The 20,975-nt window shown below is 29.7% G+C and carries 24 protein-coding genes; 1 reads left to right on the forward strand and 23 read right to left on the reverse strand.

Translation table 11 applies throughout. The features are described 5' to 3' along the window. Window positions 1-161 precede the first annotated feature (161 nt). The 22 genes from OWM07_RS09600 to OWM07_RS09705 all read right to left on the reverse strand — a co-directional run bounded on the left by OWM07_RS09600 (window position 162) and on the right by OWM07_RS09705 (window position 17,973). The gene (locus OWM07_RS09600; RefSeq protein ID WP_423303503.1) at window positions 162-491 is read right to left on the reverse strand and encodes a c-type cytochrome; all 330 of its coding nucleotides are present in this window, start codon (window positions 489-491) and stop codon (window positions 162-164) included. Window positions 492-537: 46 nt separating this feature from the next. Next, window positions 538-1,221 (reverse strand): TorD/DmsD family molecular chaperone, encoded by a 684-nt coding sequence (locus OWM07_RS09605; protein WP_423303504.1) that lies wholly within the window; start codon window positions 1,219-1,221, stop codon window positions 538-540. Between the two features lie 87 nt (window positions 1,222-1,308). After that, window positions 1,309-2,442 carry an MFS transporter gene (locus OWM07_RS09610; RefSeq protein ID WP_423303505.1) on the reverse strand — a complete coding sequence of 378 codons (1,134 nt, stop codon included), beginning with the start codon at window positions 2,440-2,442 and terminating at the stop codon, window positions 1,309-1,311. Between the two features lie 73 nt (window positions 2,443-2,515). Continuing rightward, window positions 2,516-3,727 carry an argininosuccinate synthase gene (locus OWM07_RS09615; protein WP_423303507.1) on the reverse strand — a complete coding sequence of 404 codons (1,212 nt, stop codon included), beginning with the start codon at window positions 3,725-3,727 and terminating at the stop codon, window positions 2,516-2,518. Between the two features lie 260 nt (window positions 3,728-3,987). Further along, window positions 3,988-4,920, reverse strand: coding sequence for an ornithine carbamoyltransferase (gene argF / locus OWM07_RS09620; protein ID WP_423303508.1), 933 nt, complete (start codon window positions 4,918-4,920; stop codon window positions 3,988-3,990). Between the two features lie 2 nt (window positions 4,921-4,922). Beyond that, a complete protein-coding gene (locus OWM07_RS09625) occupies window positions 4,923-6,083 on the reverse strand; it encodes an aspartate aminotransferase family protein (RefSeq protein ID WP_423303509.1) in 1,161 nt (386 codons plus the stop codon). Window positions 6,084-6,162: 79 nt separating this feature from the next. Further along, complete coding sequence (gene larC / locus OWM07_RS09630) at window positions 6,163-7,326, reverse strand: nickel pincer cofactor biosynthesis protein LarC (protein WP_423303510.1); 1,164 nt, start codon at window positions 7,324-7,326, stop codon at window positions 6,163-6,165. Continuing rightward, on the reverse strand, window positions 7,327-7,965 hold the full coding sequence (gene nth, locus OWM07_RS09635) for an endonuclease III (protein ID WP_423303511.1): 639 nt from the start codon (window positions 7,963-7,965) through the stop codon (window positions 7,327-7,329). It abuts the gene before it with no gap. Next, window positions 7,955-9,418: a menaquinone biosynthesis decarboxylase gene (locus OWM07_RS09640; protein ID WP_423303512.1), complete on the reverse strand. Its 1,464-nt coding sequence runs from the start codon at window positions 9,416-9,418 to the stop codon at window positions 7,955-7,957. The genes nth and OWM07_RS09640 overlap by 11 nt, the downstream gene beginning before the upstream one ends. Before the next feature lie 17 nt (window positions 9,419-9,435). After that, window positions 9,436-10,116, reverse strand: a complete 681-nt coding sequence (gene ubiE, locus OWM07_RS09645) for a bifunctional demethylmenaquinone methyltransferase/2-methoxy-6-polyprenyl-1,4-benzoquinol methylase UbiE (RefSeq protein WP_423303513.1) — start codon at window positions 10,114-10,116, stop codon at window positions 9,436-9,438. A 38-nt stretch (window positions 10,117-10,154) separates the two neighbouring features. After that, window positions 10,155-11,717: a PP2C family protein-serine/threonine phosphatase gene (locus OWM07_RS09650; protein WP_423303514.1), complete on the reverse strand. Its 1,563-nt coding sequence runs from the start codon at window positions 11,715-11,717 to the stop codon at window positions 10,155-10,157. Further along, on the reverse strand, window positions 11,701-12,735 hold the full coding sequence (locus OWM07_RS09655; protein WP_423303515.1) for an HDOD domain-containing protein: 1,035 nt from the start codon (window positions 12,733-12,735) through the stop codon (window positions 11,701-11,703). Before OWM07_RS09655 ends, OWM07_RS09650 begins: the two co-directional genes overlap by 17 nt. A gap of 3 nt (window positions 12,736-12,738) precedes the next feature. Next, window positions 12,739-13,095, reverse strand: coding sequence for a hypothetical protein (locus OWM07_RS09660; RefSeq protein WP_423303516.1), 357 nt, complete (start codon window positions 13,093-13,095; stop codon window positions 12,739-12,741). Then, complete coding sequence (locus OWM07_RS09665; RefSeq protein WP_423303517.1) at window positions 13,095-13,448, reverse strand: response regulator; 354 nt, start codon at window positions 13,446-13,448, stop codon at window positions 13,095-13,097. The genes OWM07_RS09660 and OWM07_RS09665 overlap by 1 nt, the downstream gene beginning before the upstream one ends. Then, the gene (locus OWM07_RS09670) at window positions 13,445-14,002 is read right to left on the reverse strand and encodes a hypothetical protein (protein ID WP_423303518.1); all 558 of its coding nucleotides are present in this window, start codon (window positions 14,000-14,002) and stop codon (window positions 13,445-13,447) included. The genes OWM07_RS09665 and OWM07_RS09670 overlap by 4 nt, the downstream gene beginning before the upstream one ends. After that, entirely contained in the window at window positions 13,995-14,615 is a 621-nt protein-coding gene (locus tag OWM07_RS09675) for a DnaJ domain-containing protein (RefSeq protein WP_423303519.1), read from the reverse strand. The genes OWM07_RS09670 and OWM07_RS09675 overlap by 8 nt, the downstream gene beginning before the upstream one ends. A 78-nt stretch (window positions 14,616-14,693) precedes the next feature. Further along, the gene (locus tag OWM07_RS09680) at window positions 14,694-15,329 is read right to left on the reverse strand and encodes a pyrimidine 5'-nucleotidase (protein WP_423303520.1); all 636 of its coding nucleotides are present in this window, start codon (window positions 15,327-15,329) and stop codon (window positions 14,694-14,696) included. Then, window positions 15,322-15,801 carry a BCAM0308 family protein gene (locus OWM07_RS09685; protein ID WP_423303521.1) on the reverse strand — a complete coding sequence of 160 codons (480 nt, stop codon included), beginning with the start codon at window positions 15,799-15,801 and terminating at the stop codon, window positions 15,322-15,324. The genes OWM07_RS09680 and OWM07_RS09685 overlap by 8 nt, the downstream gene beginning before the upstream one ends. 82 nt (window positions 15,802-15,883) lie before the next feature. Beyond that, window positions 15,884-16,372, reverse strand: coding sequence for a 2-C-methyl-D-erythritol 2,4-cyclodiphosphate synthase (gene ispF / locus OWM07_RS09690; RefSeq protein ID WP_423303566.1), 489 nt, complete (start codon window positions 16,370-16,372; stop codon window positions 15,884-15,886). Next, complete coding sequence (locus tag OWM07_RS09695) at window positions 16,350-16,523, reverse strand: hypothetical protein (protein WP_423303522.1); 174 nt, start codon at window positions 16,521-16,523, stop codon at window positions 16,350-16,352. The genes ispF and OWM07_RS09695 overlap by 23 nt, the downstream gene beginning before the upstream one ends. 4 nt (window positions 16,524-16,527) lie before the next feature. After that, window positions 16,528-17,052: a YqiA/YcfP family alpha/beta fold hydrolase gene (locus tag OWM07_RS09700; RefSeq protein WP_423303524.1), complete on the reverse strand. Its 525-nt coding sequence runs from the start codon at window positions 17,050-17,052 to the stop codon at window positions 16,528-16,530. A 714-nt stretch (window positions 17,053-17,766) separates the two neighbouring features. Continuing rightward, window positions 17,767-17,973: a hypothetical protein gene (locus tag OWM07_RS09705; protein WP_423303525.1), complete on the reverse strand. Its 207-nt coding sequence runs from the start codon at window positions 17,971-17,973 to the stop codon at window positions 17,767-17,769. A 287-nt stretch (window positions 17,974-18,260) separates the two neighbouring features. Between OWM07_RS09705 and OWM07_RS09710 the strand changes: the two genes are divergently transcribed. Further along, entirely contained in the window at window positions 18,261-19,505 is a 1,245-nt protein-coding gene (locus OWM07_RS09710) for a cation:proton antiporter (protein ID WP_423303526.1), read from the forward strand. On the opposite strand, the gene OWM07_RS09715 is transcribed toward OWM07_RS09710, so the two are convergent. Then, a complete protein-coding gene (locus OWM07_RS09715) occupies window positions 19,484-20,950 on the reverse strand; it encodes a hypothetical protein (RefSeq protein ID WP_423303527.1) in 1,467 nt (488 codons plus the stop codon). The genes OWM07_RS09710 and OWM07_RS09715 overlap by 22 nt on opposite strands. Window positions 20,951-20,975: the final 25 nt, after the last annotated feature.

The following is a 20,975-nucleotide window of genomic DNA, read 5'->3' on the forward strand; positions in this document are numbered from 1 at the left end:
CTGATTAGAATCCTTTTTGCTATGCTTAAAAATCGTGAAAAATTTAATCCTGCTCTCCATTATTTATAGTTGACTCCTATAAAATAAACCACCCATTTAATAGGGTTATTTCTTAATTAAAAAGAGGGTGCCTGACACCCTCTTATTTTCCAAATTAAATCTTAACCACAAGTTTCTGGCTGGTCAGAATCAAGCGCATGATCATAAAGATACTGGAAAATGTTCTCAATATCTTTGTCACTAAGCTTCTTAGCTGATTGATGAGCAGCACATTCTTTGATTTTTGGCAACAATGCTTTCCACTGAGCCTGAGTTTTGCTCACTGGGCTAAGTGCTGGCGCATTAGCTTTGCTACCATCATGGCATGCAAGACGGCAGTTTTTCTTCCAAACCCTTTTTCCTTTTCTTGCATTACCTTTTGCAAAAACTGCAGTAGTTGCAAACATAGCAATTAAAGCAACCACTAAAAGTGAAACTAATGTTTTTCTCATAGTTACCTCCTCTTATTAGGCTATAAGCCTTTATTTTTTTATTCACCTACTTAACATCTATTAAATCAATAAATATCTCATCTAAATCTTCAAAAATACCTCTTAATGCCTTTGCGGCATCTCTGTAAAAATCTAAATTTGATTCTGATATAATTTTATCAGTAAACTCATAAACAAAATTATTCAGATACAGGTAAAGCACAGTAAAAAGGGTGTTGAGCGTTTTTTTATAATCTTCTCCACTTCTTTTTAAATCCAATATTTTATTCAACAAGCTTGATGTAAATTCGAGCAAAATATAAACATGGTCAGGAACATCTTTTATCTCATCTTTTATACTAAACCCATCATCTTCCATCATCTCTCTTAACTTAACTGTACTTTCACCCATCAACAATTTTTCTTCTTCAAGATAGTAAGAAGCATAAGGTACAGCTAAAACACCACCATAATTTGAAACAAATAATCTAACATACTCTGATTCCATATCTACTTTATTTTCTAAGGAAAGATTTTTATTTAAATAATCTTCAAAAAATATATCAAAAGAAGGTAAAAGCTCTTGAAGCTTTGCATATATAGCATCGTCAGGATACCTAAAGCAAAGTGATAAAATAAAAAATACAGCAGATAAGCTCTCAAAACCTACCTCATCAAAATAAATAGTCCCTGATATTTTAGAAAAATCCTTTTTTAACAAGCTTTCTTTAATCAAATCAAAATCAATCAACCTTGCCCTCTCTATTAGTTCTTTAGAATATATTAATATCCGAATTTTTATTTGTAAAGAGTTTTTTTGTATACAATATGCATTTTTTTAAGAACATCGTTTTATGAAATAGTTAGCCAGAATTATCATAGTTGCCAATAAAAATAAAACTATATACCAACCAAAATTTCTATAAACCATCACAGCTATATAAGAGCCAAGGCTTCCTCCAGTATAATAAAATGACACATACAACCCATTAACAACCCCTTTATTCTCCATCGCAAGCCTATTCAAATGTCCAGAAAGAGTAGAATGCACAGTAAACATCCCACCACAAAAAAGAAACATTCCTAAAAACAACAGTATTACAGATTTTATAGATAAAATAACTAAAGAGAACAGATACATTGCTAAACCATATACCACCAATCTTTTTGCAGAACCAGCTAATAAGTCAATTATTTTAGCATTATTAATAGATATAATAAGCCCTAACATATAACCTGAATACATAACTCCTGTTTTAAATTCAGTAACATTAGAAGATAATTCAAACATTCTAAATGGCAAAATATTTAAAAAACCCGCAAAAACAAAAAAAGTAAAAAATATTGTTAAATAACCGTATAGAAATTCTTTTTTTTGTAAAACTTTTTTAGCTAAATTCAGGTCTAACTTATTTACATTCAATCTATCATCTTTTTTAAGCTGTAAAATTAAAAACAACGATATTAAAAGGCTAACAAAAAGGAATAAAAACACATATCTCCACCCAAAAAAAGTAGATATAAACCCAGAAACAAGTCTACCAGAAAACCCACCAACAATTGTGCTTGCTATATAAAATGCCATAACTTTTTGAACATTTTCTTTGCTTGTACTTATAGAGATATATGTCATCAAGCCTGTCAGTATCGCTGGTAGCACTAACCCATTTATAAATCTAATAAACAAAAATAAAAAGAAACTATTTGTAAAATATACAACAACCTCACTTAATCCCAATATAAGAAATGAAACTGAAACCACTAATTTTGCAGAAAATTTTTCTAATATATAACCATAAAAAAGTGGAGCTAAGGCAAGTGGAATTAATGTAACAGTTATCAGCAATGATGCCAAATCTTTTGTAATAGTGAAATCATTTGCAATAACAGGAAGCAAAGGCTGCGGAGCATAAAGTGCCGAAAAGGCCATTATTGTAGAAAATGCAATTATAAAAAGATACTTTTTACTCATATCATTATATCAAAAGAGATTGCTTTCTTGTTCTTTTATTGATGAAGAAAGCAATCTCTTTTATGAATTTATCCTACCTACCTCTTCTTCTTGCATTTGCAGTTAATGGTAAAGAGTTCAATTTTATAAAACCTGTTGCATCAGCCTGATTATAAGCACCCTTATCATCATCCATAGACACAAGCATCTGATCATAAAGTGAATATTTAGATTCTCTACTCACAATTGTTATATTACCTTTGTAAAGCTCTACTTTTACTTTACCTGTAACATACTTTTGAGACTCCTCCACAAAGGCTCTCAAACAATCCATCTCACTGCTAAACCAATACCCAGCATAAACAAGATAAGCAAATCTTGGCATTAGCATATCTTTTAAATTAATAAGACTCCCTTCAAGTGTCAAACCTTCAAGGTCTCTATGTGCAGCCATCAAAATTGTTCCACCAGGGGTTTCATAAACACCTCTTGACTTCATACCCACATATCTACTTTCAACTATATCTATCCTTCCAATCCCATGTCTGCCTCCAATCTCATTTAAAGTCTTTAGCAATTTTGCTGGAGATAGTTTTTCTCCATTTACTGCTATAGGTTCACCTTTTTCAAATTCAATCTCCACTTCTTCTGGTGTATCTGGAGCTTTTTTAGGATCAACGGTAAGTTCAAACATATCCTCAGGCGGTCTTTTTGCTGGATCCTCTAAAATACCAGCTTCAAAACTGATATGCATCAGGTTTTCATCACTACTCCAAGGTTTATCTTTTGTTGCTTTAACAGGGATCCCATATTTTGCTGCAAAATCCATCGCCTCTTGACGCCCTTTTATCACATTGAAAAATTCTGGGATTCTCCATGGTGCAATAACTTTTAAATCTGGTGCAAGGGCAGCGACAGAAAGCTCAAATCTCACCTGGTCGTTACCTTTACCTGTTGCACCATGAGCTACATATTTTGCTCCTGTTTTCCTTGCAATATCCACCATCCCTTTTGCAATCACTGGCCTTGCAAGAGAAGTACCTAAAAGGTATCTACCCTCATAAACTGCATTGAACTTTATCGAAGTATAAACATAGTTTTTAACAAATTCATCCTTTAAATCTACTATATAAAATTCCTTTGCTCCTGATTTGTAAGCCTTTTCTTCAAGAGCTTCTAAATCGTCCCTTTGACCTAAATCTGCCACATAGGCAACCACATCATAACCTTGCAAATCAAGCCATTTTAAAATTACAGAGGTATCAAGACCCCCAGAATAAGCTAAAACTACTTTTTCTCTACTCATTTTCTATGTTCCTCCTTATATTAATTGAGGGTGTTGCACAACTTTAAAACTTATTTAATCGTGAGATTGCTTTGGTATCTTTTGTTGCTTCGCAATGACCCAACATTGCCGTCATTGCGAACGAAGTGAAGCAATCTCCTATCCAAACATTTTACTTGAGATTGCTTCGTCGCTACACTCCTCGCAATGACTGTATTATTGTCTTTGCGAGTGTAAACGAAGCAATCTCATAAAGTTGTGCATTTTTTGTGCAACATCCTCTAATTATCTATCTGTTCAAAAAGCCATTTCATAATAGCTTTTTGAGCATGAAGTCTATTTTCTGCTTCATCAAAAACTATTGAAACTTCTGACTCAAAAACATCTTCTGTAACTTCCTCACCAAGATGAGCTGGCAAACAGTGCATAAAATATGTCCTTTTCCCTGTGGCTTCTAAGAGCTTTTTATTAACTTGATAATCCATAAAAATTTTCTTTCTTTCCTCTGCCTCATCTTCAAAACCCATACTTGCCCAAACATCTGTATAAATAAAATCAGCACCCTTTACAGCATTAAATGGGTCATTTGTTATCTCTATTTTTGCACCAGTTTCAGCACCAATTGCTTTTGCTTTTTCAATAACTTCTGGTAAGCACTGATATTTTTCTGGTGTAGCAATAGAAATATCTATCCCAAACTTTGCACAACCAATTAATAAAGAGTGAGCCATATTATTTCCATCACCTACATAAGCAAGCTTAACACCTTCATATTTAACCATTTTCTCATAAATTGTCATAATATCTGCCATCACCTGACATGGATGGAATTCATTAGTAAGGCCATTTATCACAGGCACACTTGCAAATTTTGCAAACTCTTCAATCCTTTCATGCTCAAATGTTCTTATCATAACCATATCCACATATCTAGAAAGTGTCCTTGCCGTATCCCTTATACTTTCACCTCTTGCAAGCTGAATATCATTTCTACTCAAAAAAAGTGGATATCCTCCCATTTCAGCAACACCAACTTCAAAAGAAACCCTTGTTCTTGTAGATGATTTTTCAAATATTAAAGCTACTTTTTTATTTTCTAAATATTTTCTAAAAATACCATTTTTTCTTTCATCCTTTAATTTAATGGCGCTTTTTATTATTTCTTTAAGCTCTTCTGAAGAAAAATCTGCCAAAGTCAAAAAATCTCTTTTCACTTTTACCCCCATAGCTTATTAATCACTTTTTCTAACTTTGTAACACCTTCGTCTATTTCCTCTTTTGTAACAGTTAGTGGTGGATACAGTCTCACCACATTATCCACAGCAGGCACAGCTAACATAAGCTCTTTATGCAACTCATTTATAAAATCCATATTATTTACATCATTTAGTGCAACACCAAGCAAAAGCCCTTCACCACGAACTTCCCCTTTTCCACTAAAAATCTCTTTTAGTTTAGATTTTAGATATAAACCTTTTTCTTGAACCGATTGTAAAAGCTTATCATCAATTAAGTCTAAAACCTTATTCGCTACTGCACAGGCAAGATAATTTCCACCGAATGTGGATGCATGTGTACCTGGTGAAAGGTATTCTGCAAATTGTTCTTTTGCCATCATTGCACCTATTGGGACACCATTGCCCAGCCCTTTTGCCAAAGTAATCACATCAGGAATTACATCATAATGTTGATAAGCAAAAAGTTTACCTGTCCTACCTATACCTGTCTGCACCTCATCAAAAATCAAAAGGATATTAAGTCTATCACACAACTCTCTGACATTTTTTAAATACGCTATATCAGCTTTCTTTAAACCACCTTCCCCCTGAATTACCTCTAACATTATTGCAATAACATCACCATCTTTTACCACATTGTATAAACTCTCATAATCGTTGTAAGGCACATGCACAAAAAAATCTATTGGTGGCTCAAACCCTTTTTTCACTTTTTCCTGACCTGTGGCAGAAAGGGTAGCATAAGTTCTTCCATGGAAAGAGCCTTCCATCGTAATTATTTTGTATCTAACTCCATCATATTTTTTATTTCCATATATTTTAGCAAGTTTAATTGCAGCTTCATTTGCCTCAGCACCAGAATTGCAAAAAAATACTTTTCCGCCAAACCCTCTTTTTGAAAGCCTTTCAGCTAACTCTTCCTGTAATGGAATTTTGTAAAGATTAGAGGTATGCAATAATGTTTTTGCCTGATTGCATATAACTTCTGCAATCTCTTTGTTTGCATGCCCCAAATTTGTAACAGCTATACCTGAAGCAAAGTCTAAATATCTATTACCATCTTTATCAATAAGATAACTGCCATCCCCCTTAACAAACTCTAACTCAAAACGGTTGTAAGTATTCATCACAAAAGACATTACCAACCTCCCAACATAAAAATCATTTTTTTATACAATATTTTTTGAAAATAATAAAGTAAAAGTAAACCAAATATTGTTAATGTTTTAGATGGTCTTTAAAAAAAGAATTTAATATATCGTTATGTAAGATATTTGGAGACACACCCATTTCATTAGATATTTTTTTTAAATCTTCCCATTCAACCTTAACCTTTTCTATATCATTATATCGATAAACTTTTAGCCTTACATCCACACCCTTATAATTAAAATTTTTAATCTCTCTTTGCATAACAATTCTATCAATTTTACTAAATCTAATACCACTACTGCTACTAAATTTAAAAATTACATTAACAATACTATTAAAAAGCTCCTCTTTACATAAAACAGACAACTTATACGCTGGTCTATTTTTTTTCATATAAATAGGGGTGTAAAAAACATCTAACGCACCCACTTCAAAAAGTTTTTCCATCAAAAATCCAAACTTTTCAGCATCCATATCATCTATATTGGTTTCTATTTCAATAATACCCTCATCTTCTACACCTTCCAGCTTTAACAACCTAATCAAATTGGGATATCTTTCAAAAGTTTTTGAACCTGTCGCATAAAAAATATCTTTGACTTTACCACAAACTTTTCTTGTAAAACCTTTTGAATAAAATTTTACTATTGCTGCTCCAGTTGGAGTGGTAAGCTCTTCATCGATATCTAATCTTTCAAAATTGCAATCTCTTACTATTTCTAATGTTGCTGGTGCTGGAACAGGTATAACTCCATGTTGAGAATTAACGAAACCATTTCCAAGTCTAAAATAACTTGAATTAATCATTGGTCTATTTAGCTTATTATAAAACCAAGCTGCACCTACAATATCTATAATTGAATCAATAGCTCCCACTTCATGGAAATGAACTTCATCAATATCTTTTCCATGAATTTTAGCTTCTGCCTCAGCTATAATACGAAAAATTTCTACCGCATCAGATTTAATATTTTCATCGAAATGAGAGCTCTCAAGCATCTTTCTTATATCTTTAAAAGTCCTATGGATATGTGGTTTTTTAGAAATTTTCAGATTCAATTTATAAGCTCTAATTCCATTTACAAATTTTTCTTCTAAGCTTAAAGTTATTTCGGTATCTAAAAATTTAGATAATTCAGCACTAATCTCTTCAAAATCACCATATAACTGCCCCATCAACGATAAAAAGATATCACCTGCAATACCAGAAATCATATCCAAATAAAGCATTTAAGACTCACCATTTGCAAATTTACAAACATCTCTCATTTCACAAATATCACACTTTGGTTTCTTTGCTGAACATATCTTTCTGCCAAAATCAATAACCTGATGAGACCATTTAGTCCACTTTTCTTTTGGGATAACTTCCATCAAATCCTGCTCTATTTTATCTGGATTATCGTTATCTGTTAACCCAAGCCGCTGACTTATTCTTTTTACATGTGTATCTACCACAATACCTGGGGTATTAAAGCAGTTGCCAAGCAACACATTTGCAGTTTTTCTACCAATACCTGGCAACTTAACAAGCTCATTAATATCTACTGGAATTACGCCCTTATATCTTTCTAAAATAACTTCACTAAGCTTTTTTATATTTTTGGCTTTATTTCTAAAAAAACCAGTTGGCCTAATATCCTCCATTATCTCTTCTAAATCAGCGTTTTTAAAATCTTCAAAATTTTTATACTTCTTAAAAAGTGCAGCTGTTACCTTATTTACCCTTTCATCGGTACACTGGGCACTTAAAATTGTTGCTATTAAAAGCTGAAATGGGTTTTCATAATTTAAACTACACTTTGAATTAGCAAAATTTTCATCTAAGTATTTAACAAATTTTTCTGCAATTTCTTTTCTATTTATCATCAAGGTTTATCCCGTACTCTTCCCATTTCTCATCTACAAGTTTTTTAATTTCCTCGCTCATCACTATATCATCTGGCCACTCTCTTGTGTGCCCTTCTTCTGGCCACTTCTTAGTAGCATCAATACCTATCTTTGCACCCCAAAATGGGTAAGGTGAAGAGTGATCAAGCGCATCCAATGGCCCTTCCATAATTACAATATCTCGTTTCCAGTCAACATTATTACCCATCCTCCAAAGCACTTCTGATGTATTTTGCACATCCACATCCTTATCAACAACCACAATCATTTTGGTAAACATCATCTGTCCTGTACCCCAAACATAATTCATAATCTTTTTTGCATGCATAGGGTACTTTTTATCAATTGAGATAAACATTATATTATGAAATACCCCTTCTAAAGGCAAAGCCATATCCACAATTTCAGGAACCTGTTTTTTCAATAGTGGCAAAAATATCCTTCCAGTAGCAACCCCCATATAGCAATCTTCCATTGGTGGTTTGCCAACTATTGTAGTGGGATAAATAGCATCTTTCCTATGAGTAATACATGTTATATGAAAAACAGGATACATATCTGCTAAAGAGTAATATCCTGTATGATCCCCAAATGGCCCTTCTAACCTAAGCTCATCTATATCAACATACCCTTCTAAAACAATTTCACTATTTGCTGGCACTTCTAAATCCACTGTCTCACATTTTACAAGTTCAACAGGCTTTTTTCTGATAAATCCTGCCAGTAACATCTCATCAATACCATCAGGAGCTGGAGCTGTAGCAGCATAAGTCACAGCGGGGTCAGCTCCTAATGCTACGGCCACTTCTAGTCTTTTTAGCCCCATCCTTTTGGCTTTTCTAAAGTGGTCAGCACCATGATGATGAATATGCCAGTGCATACCTGTTGTCTTTTTATCGTAAACTTGCATCCTATACATGCCACAGTTTCTTGCACCTGTTTCAGGGTCTTTTGTAAAAACACAAGGTAAAGTAATAAATCTCCCACCATCCTTTGGCCAGCATTTTAATACTGGAAACTTCAAAACATCTACCTCATCCCCTTTTAAAATAACCTCTTTACAAACCCCTTTTTTAACTACTTTTGGGAAAATCTGGTTTAATTCCATTAGCATCGGCAAAGATTTCATCTTATCAAAAAAGTTTTGAGGGACATTTCTATCAATGAGATTTATTATCCTCTCTCCCAATTCATCAAGGTTATCCACCTCTAAAGCAAGATTCATCCTTTTGAATGAGCCAAAAGCGTTTATCAAAACTGGGTGCTCACTCCCCTTTACATTTTCAAAGAGAAGAGCTGGGCCATATTTCTTTGATACTCTATCAGTAATCTCCGTAATCTCTAAAATGGGATCCACCTCTGTTTTGATTCTGACTAACTCACCCTGTTTTTCCAATACATTTATAAATTCTCTTAAATCCTTATAAGCCACTTCTATCCTCCATTTTCTTATTTATAGCAAATTGTTGCATCACATATATTAAAAGTTAGGGGGTTGAATTCAACCTTTTTAAACCCAGCATCCAAAATCATTTTTTCATATTTATCCTTTTTTGGAAACTTATAAACAGAATCTGGTAAATACTCATAGGCACTTCTATTTCCAGAAATTAACCCACCTATAAATGGAAGCATTTTTGTAAAATAAAATCGATAAACCTTAGAAAAAAACTTATTATCAGGTTGTGAAAACTCCAATATGCAAGCTTTGCCACCTTTTTTTAATACTCTATACATCTCTTTTAACCCTTTTTCTTTATCAGTCACATTTCTAAATCCAAAAGCTATTGTAATATAATCAAAAGACTCATCTTTAAAAGGCAAAAAATGCGCATCTGCACATGTTAAAGGTATGTTTATCAATTTTTGCTTTGCAATTTTTAGCATATTATAACTAAAATCACCACCAACAACATCGCATCTCTTCTTTATCTTATTTAACTGTAAGAGCATATCACCCGTACCACATGCTAAATCCAAAATTTTAGCCCCCTCTTTTATCTTTAATAACTCAATTGCTTTTTTACGCCAATAAATATCTCTCCTAAAAGATAACAATCTGTTTAATAAATCATATCTCTCAGCAATGCTATCAAACATACTCTGAATCTTTTTTGATTGTTCATTCATTTTAGCCCCTATTAAGTCAAATTTTTAGAAAAATTAGGTTATTTAAACAGTAGGTACAAACAGGTAAAATCATCTTTTTGTTTATTTCTATCAAAAACAAATTCATTATATAATTTTTTAGGGAAATCACTATCATATTTGTTTTGATTCAACAACCTGTTTTTTATTTCATTATAATCAATGTATTCAGTTATACCATCAGAATAAATAAACAACCTATCGCCTGGCTTAATTTTACATTCAGAAAAAGTATAATCCTCTTCAAAAATCCCTAAAGGAATATATTTTGACTTTAATTCAATACACTCGTTATCACTTATTAAAAATGCTGGTTCATGGCCAAGAGATATATATTTAAGTAATCTTTCATGTGGGTTATAATAAGAAAAAAAAGCAGTTATAAACTTACCATCTAAATTTTTCTTACAAAGCACCGTATTTAACTTTTTTAGCTTTTCTATAAAGGTTACCATATCAGCACCAACATCAATGAAAGTACTTAAAGCAACAGTTAAAATCGCTGCAGAATACCCTTTACCACAAACATCAGCCAATGTGCTGAAATAGCAACAATCGTTTACTTTAAAATCTAAAAAGTCACCTCCTGCCATCCTTGCCTGCTTATTTATCCCACTTGCTTTAACAATATTATCTTCATAATCAATTTTTTGGTTGCTAAATTTATTTAATATTTCACCTGTATATTTAATTTCTTGTTCTTGTAATTTATAATTAATAATTTCTCTATGTCTAACAGCATTTTTCAATGCAATTTTCAAAATGGAACTAATTATTTCAGCAAATTCTTTATCAGGTATAAATTCATATTTAATATTGAATAATGCCACCACAATTTCAAACTCATCAATAAAAATTAAAAATAGGTTACTAATATTGAATTTTTCACAAACAATTCCTCTATCAAAAAAGATTGTACCCCTATTATTTTGAATTATCTCTTTTAGACTTACATTATCGATTAAAATCATATCTAAATCTTTTTCTTCAAGACCTATTGCAATAAAATCTTCTCCATACTTTGCAAAAGCAGCTTCTGCAGAAAAAGTATCAACAAAAAAAGACAAAGATTTAACCAATACTTCATTTTCATCCAAAATACTTAATATAAAATCAGCATTTTTAATAAATTCTATTTTTTGTTGAAATAATACAAAAGCTTTTAGCCTACTTTCTTTAGCTAATAACTCATAATACTTATATCCAAATACACTAATAAAATCTTTAAAAAAATTAATTGTTTCATAATCTTTCATTTTTAAAATTACAGTAAAAAAAGTCCGAACATTATATCTAATCTTGATAAGTAAATCCCCTTCTATAATTTCATCAAAAGAAGCAAACTTTACTTTACCAATAAATAAATCATCAAATTTATCGAAATCATCTCTACTGAGAAAAGAATCAAATTGATATCCACTACTAAATAAAGGTAAATATAAATTGTTATCTTCTTTGAAAATAATCAAAGCCTCAGCTGAAAAACTTTTAAAAAAAGATATTAGTAAATTTTCAAAATCCTTCAAATTATTACACTTTAGTAAATCAGCTAATATTTTATAACTTTTAGATAAATTCTTCATAATCTGACTTTATAATCATCTCTACTCTTGGATATAAATCGGCAAAATTAAGCCCCAATTTCATTGAGACATCTTTTACATCTTTTTCCAAATCTTCTGAATTAGCAAGTATATTAGCAAAATACAAACATCTGTAAAAAATATCATCAGACTCTAAATGATGTTTTTCAACAGCTTCTATAATTTTATCATTCACATTCCATTTTTGTAGTATAACTGCAGAAACTTCTGCGTGATCTATACCCAATAATCTCTTCTCTTCATCTATGGAAGAAACTTTATTAGTTAAAAAATCTACTAAAACAACCTTACCTAAGTCATGCATAAGACCAGCTAAAAAGAGCCCACCTTTATCTTCAAAACCGCAAAGATTTTCAAGCTCTTCAGAAATTCTAGCTACTAAAAATGAATGCAACCACATATTTTTAGAATCTGTTTCATAAACGGCAAAATTTTTATTAAAAAGGTCAAAGCTAAAAGCAGCAAGAGCTATATTTTTTATTGTGCTCATCCCGAGTAAAACAGCAGATCTTTCAACACTTGTAATCTCTTTACGAATACCATAGAATGGCGAATTTACAATTTTCAAAACTTTGCCAACAAGCCCCTGGTCTTTCTTTAGTTCATCAATAATCTCTTTAAAAGTAGATTTATCATTACTAGTAAGAGATATCAATTTTTGAATTACTGTAGGAAGAGCTGGCAAACTTTCTGCTTTAGCAATAATTTTAGATTTTATAATATCATAATCGATATCGAGAGCTTTATTTTGGTTTTGAAAAAGAGATAAAAGCTTCTCCTTTGTAAGTGGTGGGAAAACAATCCCACCCACCTTTAAAGCTTGAAGCTTAAGTAATAGATTTTTATCTTTAACTCTCAAATAAACAAAAGTTTTATCATCAAAAACTTCTATACTCGCAATGTCTTGATGATTATCAACCACATAAAAACGATACCCACTATCTTTTAATTTTAGTTCAACTAATAATGCTTCTAATTCTTTATCAATCTTCTTCAATTATTAATACCTTACTTTTAGAATGTTTGTTGTAGCTGATAAAAAATCACCTTCTTTTTTAGTAATAACATTTGGCATTGCTATTTTAATTTTATTATTTTCAATCTCCACTAATGCTGTTGCTTCATAAACACCGTATAAAGCACCTATAATTGCACCTGTTGCAGCACCATAGGAAATATACTCGAGATGGTCACCTGGATCATCTTGAAAAGCTAAAAGTGCAGTACCTATAATCGCACCAGTTAATGCACCATAAAAAGTGTCTTGAAGTATTACCCCACCTCTTGTTTCAGCTTTAGCAAATGAAAAAGTACCAAAAACTAACAATACTACTAAAACAATAGCTATTTTTTTCATCATAACCCCCTTATTTTATTTATCAAATCTTTTGGACTAAAAGGTTTTGTTAAATAATGTATCGCTTTTAATGACTTACCTTTATCTATCGAATCCATATCTGCTTTAGCTGTTAGAAAAATTATTGGTAGCTCTTTTAAATTTTCATTTTCTCTTATTTTTTCCGCTGCTTCGAAACCATTCATTAATGGCATATTTATATCTAAAATAATTAGGTCTGGTTTTATTTTTTCAGCAAGATCAACAGCCTCTTTACCATTTCCTGCTTCATAAACTTCAAAACCGTTTTTTTTAAGGTGCATTGAAACAATCTTCCTTAGCCTCAACTCATCATCTGCTATTAAAATTTTCATTTAAATCGCACCTCAATGTAACTTTTTGCTTTATATAATAAAATCCCATATTTTTCCATAAGTTTGTTAATTTCAAGTAAAATTTGAGGGAAGTCTTCAGCATTTAAATAAATAAAAATACTCTTATCATTTACTTCTACAACAAGCTTCTCTGAAACTAACTTTATAGATTCAGCCAATACAACTGTAATAAAATTTTTGAAAATCAAAGTGTTACATCTAACCTCACACTTATCTTTTATTTTTAGTAATATTTTTACATTATTCGATTTAAAACCATTAAATATATCAATTATTTTTGAAAGTTTATCCTCTACAACTATTAAATCTTCATTAACCTCTTTCGAACCCCTTTCCGTTGTATCTAACAAAATACTGAGCAATATATCATAACTATCTATTAAAAAACTGGAAAAGTTTATAGAATCTTTTACCTCAATAAACTCTTGTTCAAAATCAAGTAGCTCTAAGCCACTAACAATAATAGCTAACTGAGTCCTTATATTTTGCAGAAAAAAATTATTAATCTTTTTAATCAAATAAATATCATTCATCTTTTTTAAATAATTTTTTAAAAATACCTTTTTGCTCTTTTTTAATTTTCCCTTCTAACTCTTTTTTTGGATACCCATGCTCTATGGCTTTTTTATAATATTCGTTTGCCACTTTGTATATTCCACGATTATAGTATGTATCACCTAACAAAACATAATTTTCTGGATCCCATGGTTCTTCTCTGATAAGTTCTAAACATAGTTCTTTTGCATCAAAAAGTCTTCTGGGTTTTAAAAGCAAACACTTTACAATCCATTTTTTATATCTAGGATTGTCATCTTTTCTATAAGCTTCCTCAAAAGCATTTAAGGCATTATTTATATCACCTTCACGAAAGTATTTTACACCAACGGCATAAAGCTTTCTGGCGATCTGTTTATAATTTTCCTTCTTTTCGTTAAAAATTTCTTCTATATCAGGGGCTTTATCACTATCTTTATTTTTTATCAGATAATTATAAGCTTTTGTAATCGCAATAAATTGGTCACTTTTCCCATCATTAACATCAGGATGATACTTTTTGGCTAGCTCCAAATATCTTCTTTTTATATCATTTTTTGTAGCTGTGGAATCCAAACCTAATATTTTTAAATAAAAAGATTTTTTATCCATAATAACCCTAAATAATAATTTATCATATCGGTATTATATCATAAAAAAGAAAATTTTTAAGCAAAAAATAAGTCTCGATTAGATATTCTTTATTTTCTTAATGTTTATTATATCATATATACTATCAAAGGAATAATCAAACTCATCAGATTTATCCCAAACAAGCGCAGTTTTAAAACCTAACTCCTTAGCACCTCTTAAATTTTTTGGCATATCCTCAAAAAAAATAGTTTCTAATGGATTTATCCCAGCTTGTTCTACAAAAAAATCAAAACTTTTTTTATAAGGTTTTGGATTAAAACATGTGTCTTCTATGGAAAATATCTTCTCAAAATGCTCTTTTATACCAAGTCGCTCTAACACATTTATAGCATGCTTTTTGGAACCATTTGTAAAAATATACTTTTTTTCGTCAAACTCACTCAAAACTTTAATTAAAAGATCGTCTTTATAAAAATATTTGTCATAGCAAACATCATGAACAAATTCTAAATACTCATGGGGATTTATATTATAATGTTTTATTAAACCATTTAATGTTGTACCATATTTATCCCAATATTCTCGCCTTAGACTATCAACATCATCAGCAGGTATACCCACTTTTAAAACCATAAACTCGTTTATTTTTTTATCCACCTCTTTTAATATACTTTTATTGGGTGGATAAAGTGTGTTGTCTAAATCAAAAACCAAATATTTTATACTACTCATCCCTCTCCCAGTAAACCCTTGTAAAAATATTGCCATCAGACCATTTAATGCCCAAATCCCCTTTATATGCTTTAAATAACGCTTTACCTAATCTATACGCTAACTTATCATTTGTTGTATAAACTATCAACCCTTCATCATTCTCTTCAATCCTACCAATTCTTGGAAGAGCAGTTTTAGCTCTTTGCCTTTTCTCTTCATTTTTTAGTAAATTAAGTATCTCTTCTTTATGGTTCTTATAAAAATTCCCTCTTATATACAATATACCCTCAAAATAGTTTTCTTTAATTTTTCTACATGCTGGACAAATAATTGGATTTCTTTTCAAGGATTCATCAATATTTAGTTTCCAGTTTTTATCAACATAGCCAATTCCACATTCTGTGCAATATGAATAATTTGCAAATTCACTTCTATATGGATCATCAAAATCTTCCGCAAATCTCAAATAAGGTAATCTTTTCTTAGACATAATCCCCTCCTTGAAAAGAGGTTTTAAACACTTTTCTAATAACTAATTTAAAAAATTTTATATAAATCTCAAGAACTTGCTATTAATAAATCAATGTCGCTATTGCAACAGCTGCTATCCCCTCTTTTCTTCCAGTAAAACCCAAATATTCTGTAGTAGTCCCTTTTATCGTGATATCTTCAATTGAAATATTTAGCACTTCTGACAATATTTCCCTCATATCAAATATATAAGGGGAGATTTTAGGTTCTTGAGCAATAATTACAGTATCAATATTACAGATTTCAAAGCCTTTATCTCTTACCATTTCAACAGATTTTTTAAGTAAAATCTTTGAATCAATACCTTTGTAGCTATCATCACTATCTGGAAATAACTTTCCAATATCTGTAGCCAAAGCAGGTGAAACTATTGCATCAATAATAGCATGAATCAAAACATCTGCATCTGAATGCCCTTTTAAACCATACTTATAGGGTATTTTAACTCCACCCAAGAATAAATCAGCCCCTTTTTCAAAAGCATGGACATCAAAACCAATACCTGTTTTAACCCTTATCATTTTCTTTATTTTCCTCTTCATTATCATTATTTTCACTTTCGACATCAATTGTCACATCTCTACTAAAATCAAGACATTTTGAAGGGTCTTTAATGTAGTATTTTTTATTGCAATGTTCTCTCCATGCACATACTGCACAGCTTATTTTTCTTTTTTCCATCTATTTACCTCTCATCTATTTTTTCTAAAAATATTTTAAATAATTTTGAAATATAATTTATACTCGATAATAGCCTATGCCCATCATTTAACAAATGCAAAGTAACTCCAAATTTTTTTGAATAAAAAATAATATTATCAACAGGAACAACACTATCTTTTAAACCATGAACAATTTCTACATAAGTATTTTCAGGATAAATATATTTATTTTTATACTCCAAGTTTTTCATACCAATGGCAGGAGCTAAAAGAAATAGCCCATTTGTATTAAAATTTTTCGCTACAGCTAAAGAAACATACCCCCCCATACTTGAACCCACTAAAACTAAGCGTTCATAATCAACTGAATTGATAAAGCTTTCTAATTTTTTTACCCTTTCCTCTGGATCATAAACCCCTCGATAATCCAAACTTACACATTCCCAGCCCATACTTTTTGCCACACCTGATAATACTTTTATCTTTTTTCCATCAGGTGTCCCTTCTTTACCGTGCGAAAATATAACTGTTTTATTCAATGATTTCATGCCCACAATTTACATTAAAAGTATCATTAAATCAATCATAAGAATTTTTGCTTAAAAATTATAAAATTAGTTAATAAATTATAGTTTTCTAAAAATTTAAAACATGTTATACAAAATTATGAACGAGTTTTTTTATATAACATTTTTATTATTAATAGCATTTATAAGCTCTTTACTATATTTGGCTAAAGAAAAAAAAGCCACCTTTTTATCTTATCTACTAAACCTAAACCTTGAATACATCATTTTAGGAATACTGCTATCATACATAACATTAAAAACTGATATTAAAATGAATTACGATTTTAAACCATATTTATCATTTGTTTTTTTCCTCACTGGAGTACTTTTTGGTGGCCAATATAAATTTAGCCTTTTAAAAAGTATAAACTACAAGTTTCACATCTTTTTACTTCTGATATACACCTTACTTTCAATATGTATTTATATTTTGAGCACAATTTTTAGAATTGAACATCTATTTATCCCCATAATATTAAATACAACATTCCCCTTTAGTGCGATCTTACTAAATAAAATTACTAAAAATAATTTTTCCAATAATTATACTAATCTCATTTTAATATCGCTATACCCTTTTTATTCGTTTATCTTTTATTCTTTGCTAATTTGCTATAGATACTACGATATTATAAATTTTGTATCTTACTTATTGGTATCAATTTGTGTAATCATCATAATATCTAAAAGCATTCAATTTAATGACAAAAGGGCAGTATATACTTTAAATATCACATTATTAGTTCTTTTCACTGGTCTAACAGTTACTTTTAAACTTTCTCCAATCTCTTCTGGATTTATTATTGGGCTTTTAATATCCAATACCAAATTTGGTGATGTATTTATTAACACAATAGATTTTTTAGATAAATTTTTATACATTATCTTGTTTATCATCATAGGATTTTATCTTTTCAATCATATTAATCTTGATTTAAAATTGCTCATATTCACAATACTAACTTTTCTACTTATTATTTTTATTAGAAAATATGTTGCACTTTATCTATATCAAAAACTGATTATTAGCTCAAAAGAAAGTATCAATTTAGTAAATTTAGGTATTTTACCAATGATATTTTTAATAGAATTAAATTCTTATCAATTTCGCAATCTTTTAAATTTTATTCCATACTTTTTTTTACTTTTCTTAATGACAGAAATTTACAATTACAGGGTTTCAAAAAATGAAAATAATTAAAAATATATCTCTAACTATTGCTTTGATAATCATCACTATCTATTTAACAAAAAATTATAATGTACATTATACTCTCAATATTGGTGTTTCTTTTTTGATATCTTTAATTGTAGCTGAAACCTTTTATGAATTGGGATTTCCAAGATTATCATCTTTTTTATTAATAGGGATTTTATTGGGCCCATTTGTTTTAAATGTATTCGATAACTTTATTTTAAACAAATTGAAATTCTTAGATAATGTGGCATTGGGGATGATAGCTCTTGTTGCTGGTTGTGAAATCAATTTTAATAGAGATTTCAAATGCTTCTTAAGGTATGGAAAATTTACAATAAATCAAGTAATTATTATGTCAATTTTAACTATCCCAACAATATATTTACTTTTTTATATAGAAACTCCAACTTATGCCAAACTATCAATTGTTTTGTTTACAACAATCATTTTTAATGCAACATCCCCTTCTACTACTGTGGCTATAATAAAAGAGACAAAGTCAAACAACGAACTTTCAAACTTAGTATTAACTTCAGCAATAATTAAAGATATCACATTAATATTAGCTTTTACTTTCTGTTTATCAATTTTTGCCAAAAGTAGCCAGCATTCTATATATGCTCTTATCTTTCATGAAGCTCTATCTATTTTAACAGGAATTATTATAGGCTTTTTTATTAATCAATATTTTAAATACATCAAATACAATACAGGTACTTTTATTTTTTTAATTTTAACAATGACAAGCTTTTTAGCTGATAAACTACATTTAAATAATCTTCTAATCTTTTTGATAGCAGGGATAGTAATTAATAATTTTTCAAATTTTGGTAAAATGTTAAATGAATTAATGGAACAAAACTTTGAATTAATTCTCCTTATATTTTTCTTTTCTGCTGGAGCCTCAATAAATATTAAAGCACTTCAAAATATGTTGTTTGTAGCTGTTGTATTTGTTCTATTAAGGTTTTTTTTATTATATTTATCGTCTTTAGCAGCAAATAAATTTATTGGTATTGAAAAGCAAGCTGTAAAGCTATCATCATTTGGTTTTATTAGTCAAGCTGGAGTAAGCTTAGGTTTTGCTAAAATTTTAGCAGAAAACTTCGCTTGGGGAAAAGACATGAGCACTTTACTTTTTGCAATAATAGGATTAAACCAGATTATTGGACCAATTTTATTTAAATACTCATTATCATTATATAATAGACACTATAATAAATCTTCCTTATAAATCACTTTATTAAACTCAGGCAACTCTACTCTTTTTATCCCATCTTTAGAAAGAATTAACCTAACTTTATAAAGTCGATGCTCTTTGTCTGAAACAAATTCAACAACCATATTTACATGATATACCTTTGATGCAACTAATTTTTCTACTTTTTCGCCGTCAGTTCTGTATAAAACTTCATAAGGATCATCCATTTTTTTTGTAAAATTACTTACATTAAACCTAATGATGTCATTTAGCCCTTCAATATTATCTGTAAAAAAATCTGAAATCCTTTTATTATACAATTTAATTTTTCGTTCATATTTTAAGATGTTTTCCCCCAAAAACCATGTAGATAATCTTCCATCAGTTTTAAACAATCTTTTTTCGAGTACTTCCTTAGGTAAATTTTTTTCATCTATAAATCTTACTCTTTCTTTATAAAAGCCAAATAATCTATTTTTCTCTAAATCATATATCTTATTTCTAAAGTCATATACTTTTTTAAAAACAAATTTATTATCAAACAGTTGTCTAAAAAAATCTTTTATTCGATCTTTAAACATATAGCTAACAACAAGTGCAACAAAGAAAGGTAAAGTATAACTACCATACTTTTGTTGATAAAAAAAAGCCACAGCGGTTGCAAAAATCATTGCGATACCAGCAGCAATGGCATAGGCAAAATGCCTAGCCTCGGTAAAATCCTCTTTTCTCTTCTGATATAAAAACAAAATGCTATAAAAAAATTTTTTATAAACAGAATATTTATATATTAAAGATTCATTATTTTCTTCATTACTTGTAACAAATGAATAATTTTTTAATTTTCTATACTCATCCTCTTCTTTAACAACTTTTAACAAAAAACTTTTAATATTGCTGTCACAATTTTTACCTAAAAACTTTATAATTCTAAAAACATACACATCAATCAAAAAACTACTATACTCGTCAGCAAAAATAAACAAATCTTTCAAACTATTCGATATAGAACCATTAACAAAACCAGTGAATTCTTTAATATGCTTTCTAAATTCTTTTAATTCATTAATAAAATTAACAATTTCTTCATTTACACACATCCCACTTTTAATCTCATTTGCAAATTTTCTCAGATAAACCCTATAAGAACAAATGATAATTTTTAATTCATAATTAATATGGTCGAAATGTTTTTCTAAAGATGATCTATTTCGATATATAAAGTTAATCAATCTTTGTAATCTTTTAATTATATCCTTTAAATCGCTCTTTGGTGTTATCAATCTGACATAGCTGTAAAAATCTTCAAAAAACTGAGTATTACTATAAGTGTACTTATTTAAACCTATGCTCTTAGGAATGAAAAAATATATATTTATTTCATACTCAGTTTTCCTTTTTGAGTGATCAATTAGATATCCAAGCTTTATTTCAAACTGATTTTTATCATGTATTCTTATGAACTCATTTAACTCCATAATACACCTTTATTTTTAGGATATA

It is taken from the genome of Deferribacter thermophilus (genome assembly GCF_049472675.1).
GTDB classification, from domain to species: Bacteria; Chrysiogenota; Deferribacteres; order Deferribacterales; family Deferribacteraceae; genus Deferribacter; species Deferribacter thermophilus.

What these genes read in the sequence shown, in the direction of transcription:
- OWM07_RS09600 (WP_423303503.1), bottom strand. Translation starts at nt 491, where the DNA reads ATGAGAAAAACATTAGTTTCACTTTTAGTGGTTGCTTTAATTGCTATG.
- OWM07_RS09610 (WP_423303505.1), bottom strand. Translation starts at nt 2,442, where the DNA reads ATGAGTAAAAAGTATCTTTTTATAATTGCATTTTCTACAATAATGGCC.
- OWM07_RS09615 (WP_423303507.1), bottom strand. Translation starts at nt 3,727, where the DNA reads ATGAGTAGAGAAAAAGTAGTTTTAGCTTATTCTGGGGGTCTTGATACC.
- OWM07_RS09625 (WP_423303509.1), bottom strand. Translation starts at nt 6,083, where the DNA reads ATGTCTTTTGTGATGAATACTTACAACCGTTTTGAGTTAGAGTTTGTT.
- larC (WP_423303510.1), bottom strand. Translation starts at nt 7,326, where the DNA reads ATGCTTTATTTGGATATGATTTCTGGTATTGCAGGTGATATCTTTTTA.
- nth (WP_423303511.1), bottom strand. Translation starts at nt 7,965, where the DNA reads ATGATAAATAGAAAAGAAATTGCAGAAAAATTTGTTAAATACTTAGAT.
- ubiE (WP_423303513.1), bottom strand. Translation starts at nt 10,116, where the DNA reads ATGAATGAACAATCAAAAAAGATTCAGAGTATGTTTGATAGCATTGCT.
- OWM07_RS09650 (WP_423303514.1), bottom strand. Translation starts at nt 11,717, where the DNA reads ATGAAGAATTTATCTAAAAGTTATAAAATATTAGCTGATTTACTAAAG.
- OWM07_RS09660 (WP_423303516.1), bottom strand. Translation starts at nt 13,095, where the DNA reads ATGAAAAAAATAGCTATTGTTTTAGTAGTATTGTTAGTTTTTGGTACT.
- OWM07_RS09665 (WP_423303517.1), bottom strand. Translation starts at nt 13,448, where the DNA reads ATGAAAATTTTAATAGCAGATGATGAGTTGAGGCTAAGGAAGATTGTT.
- OWM07_RS09670 (WP_423303518.1), bottom strand. Translation starts at nt 14,002, where the DNA reads ATGAATGATATTTATTTGATTAAAAAGATTAATAATTTTTTTCTGCAA.
- OWM07_RS09675 (WP_423303519.1), bottom strand. Translation starts at nt 14,615, where the DNA reads ATGGATAAAAAATCTTTTTATTTAAAAATATTAGGTTTGGATTCCACA.
- OWM07_RS09680 (WP_423303520.1), bottom strand. Translation starts at nt 15,329, where the DNA reads ATGAGTAGTATAAAATATTTGGTTTTTGATTTAGACAACACACTTTAT.
- OWM07_RS09685 (WP_423303521.1), bottom strand. Translation starts at nt 15,801, where the DNA reads ATGTCTAAGAAAAGATTACCTTATTTGAGATTTGCGGAAGATTTTGAT.
- OWM07_RS09695 (WP_423303522.1), bottom strand. Translation starts at nt 16,523, where the DNA reads ATGGAAAAAAGAAAAATAAGCTGTGCAGTATGTGCATGGAGAGAACAT.
- OWM07_RS09700 (WP_423303524.1), bottom strand. Translation starts at nt 17,052, where the DNA reads ATGAAATCATTGAATAAAACAGTTATATTTTCGCACGGTAAAGAAGGG.
- OWM07_RS09705 (WP_423303525.1), bottom strand. Translation starts at nt 17,973, where the DNA reads ATGATGATAAACAAGATAATGTATAAAAATTTATCTAAAAAATCTATT.
- OWM07_RS09710 (WP_423303526.1), top strand. Translation starts at nt 18,261, where the DNA reads ATGAAAATAATTAAAAATATATCTCTAACTATTGCTTTGATAATCATC.
- OWM07_RS09715 (WP_423303527.1), bottom strand. Translation starts at nt 20,950, where the DNA reads ATGGAGTTAAATGAGTTCATAAGAATACATGATAAAAATCAGTTTGAA.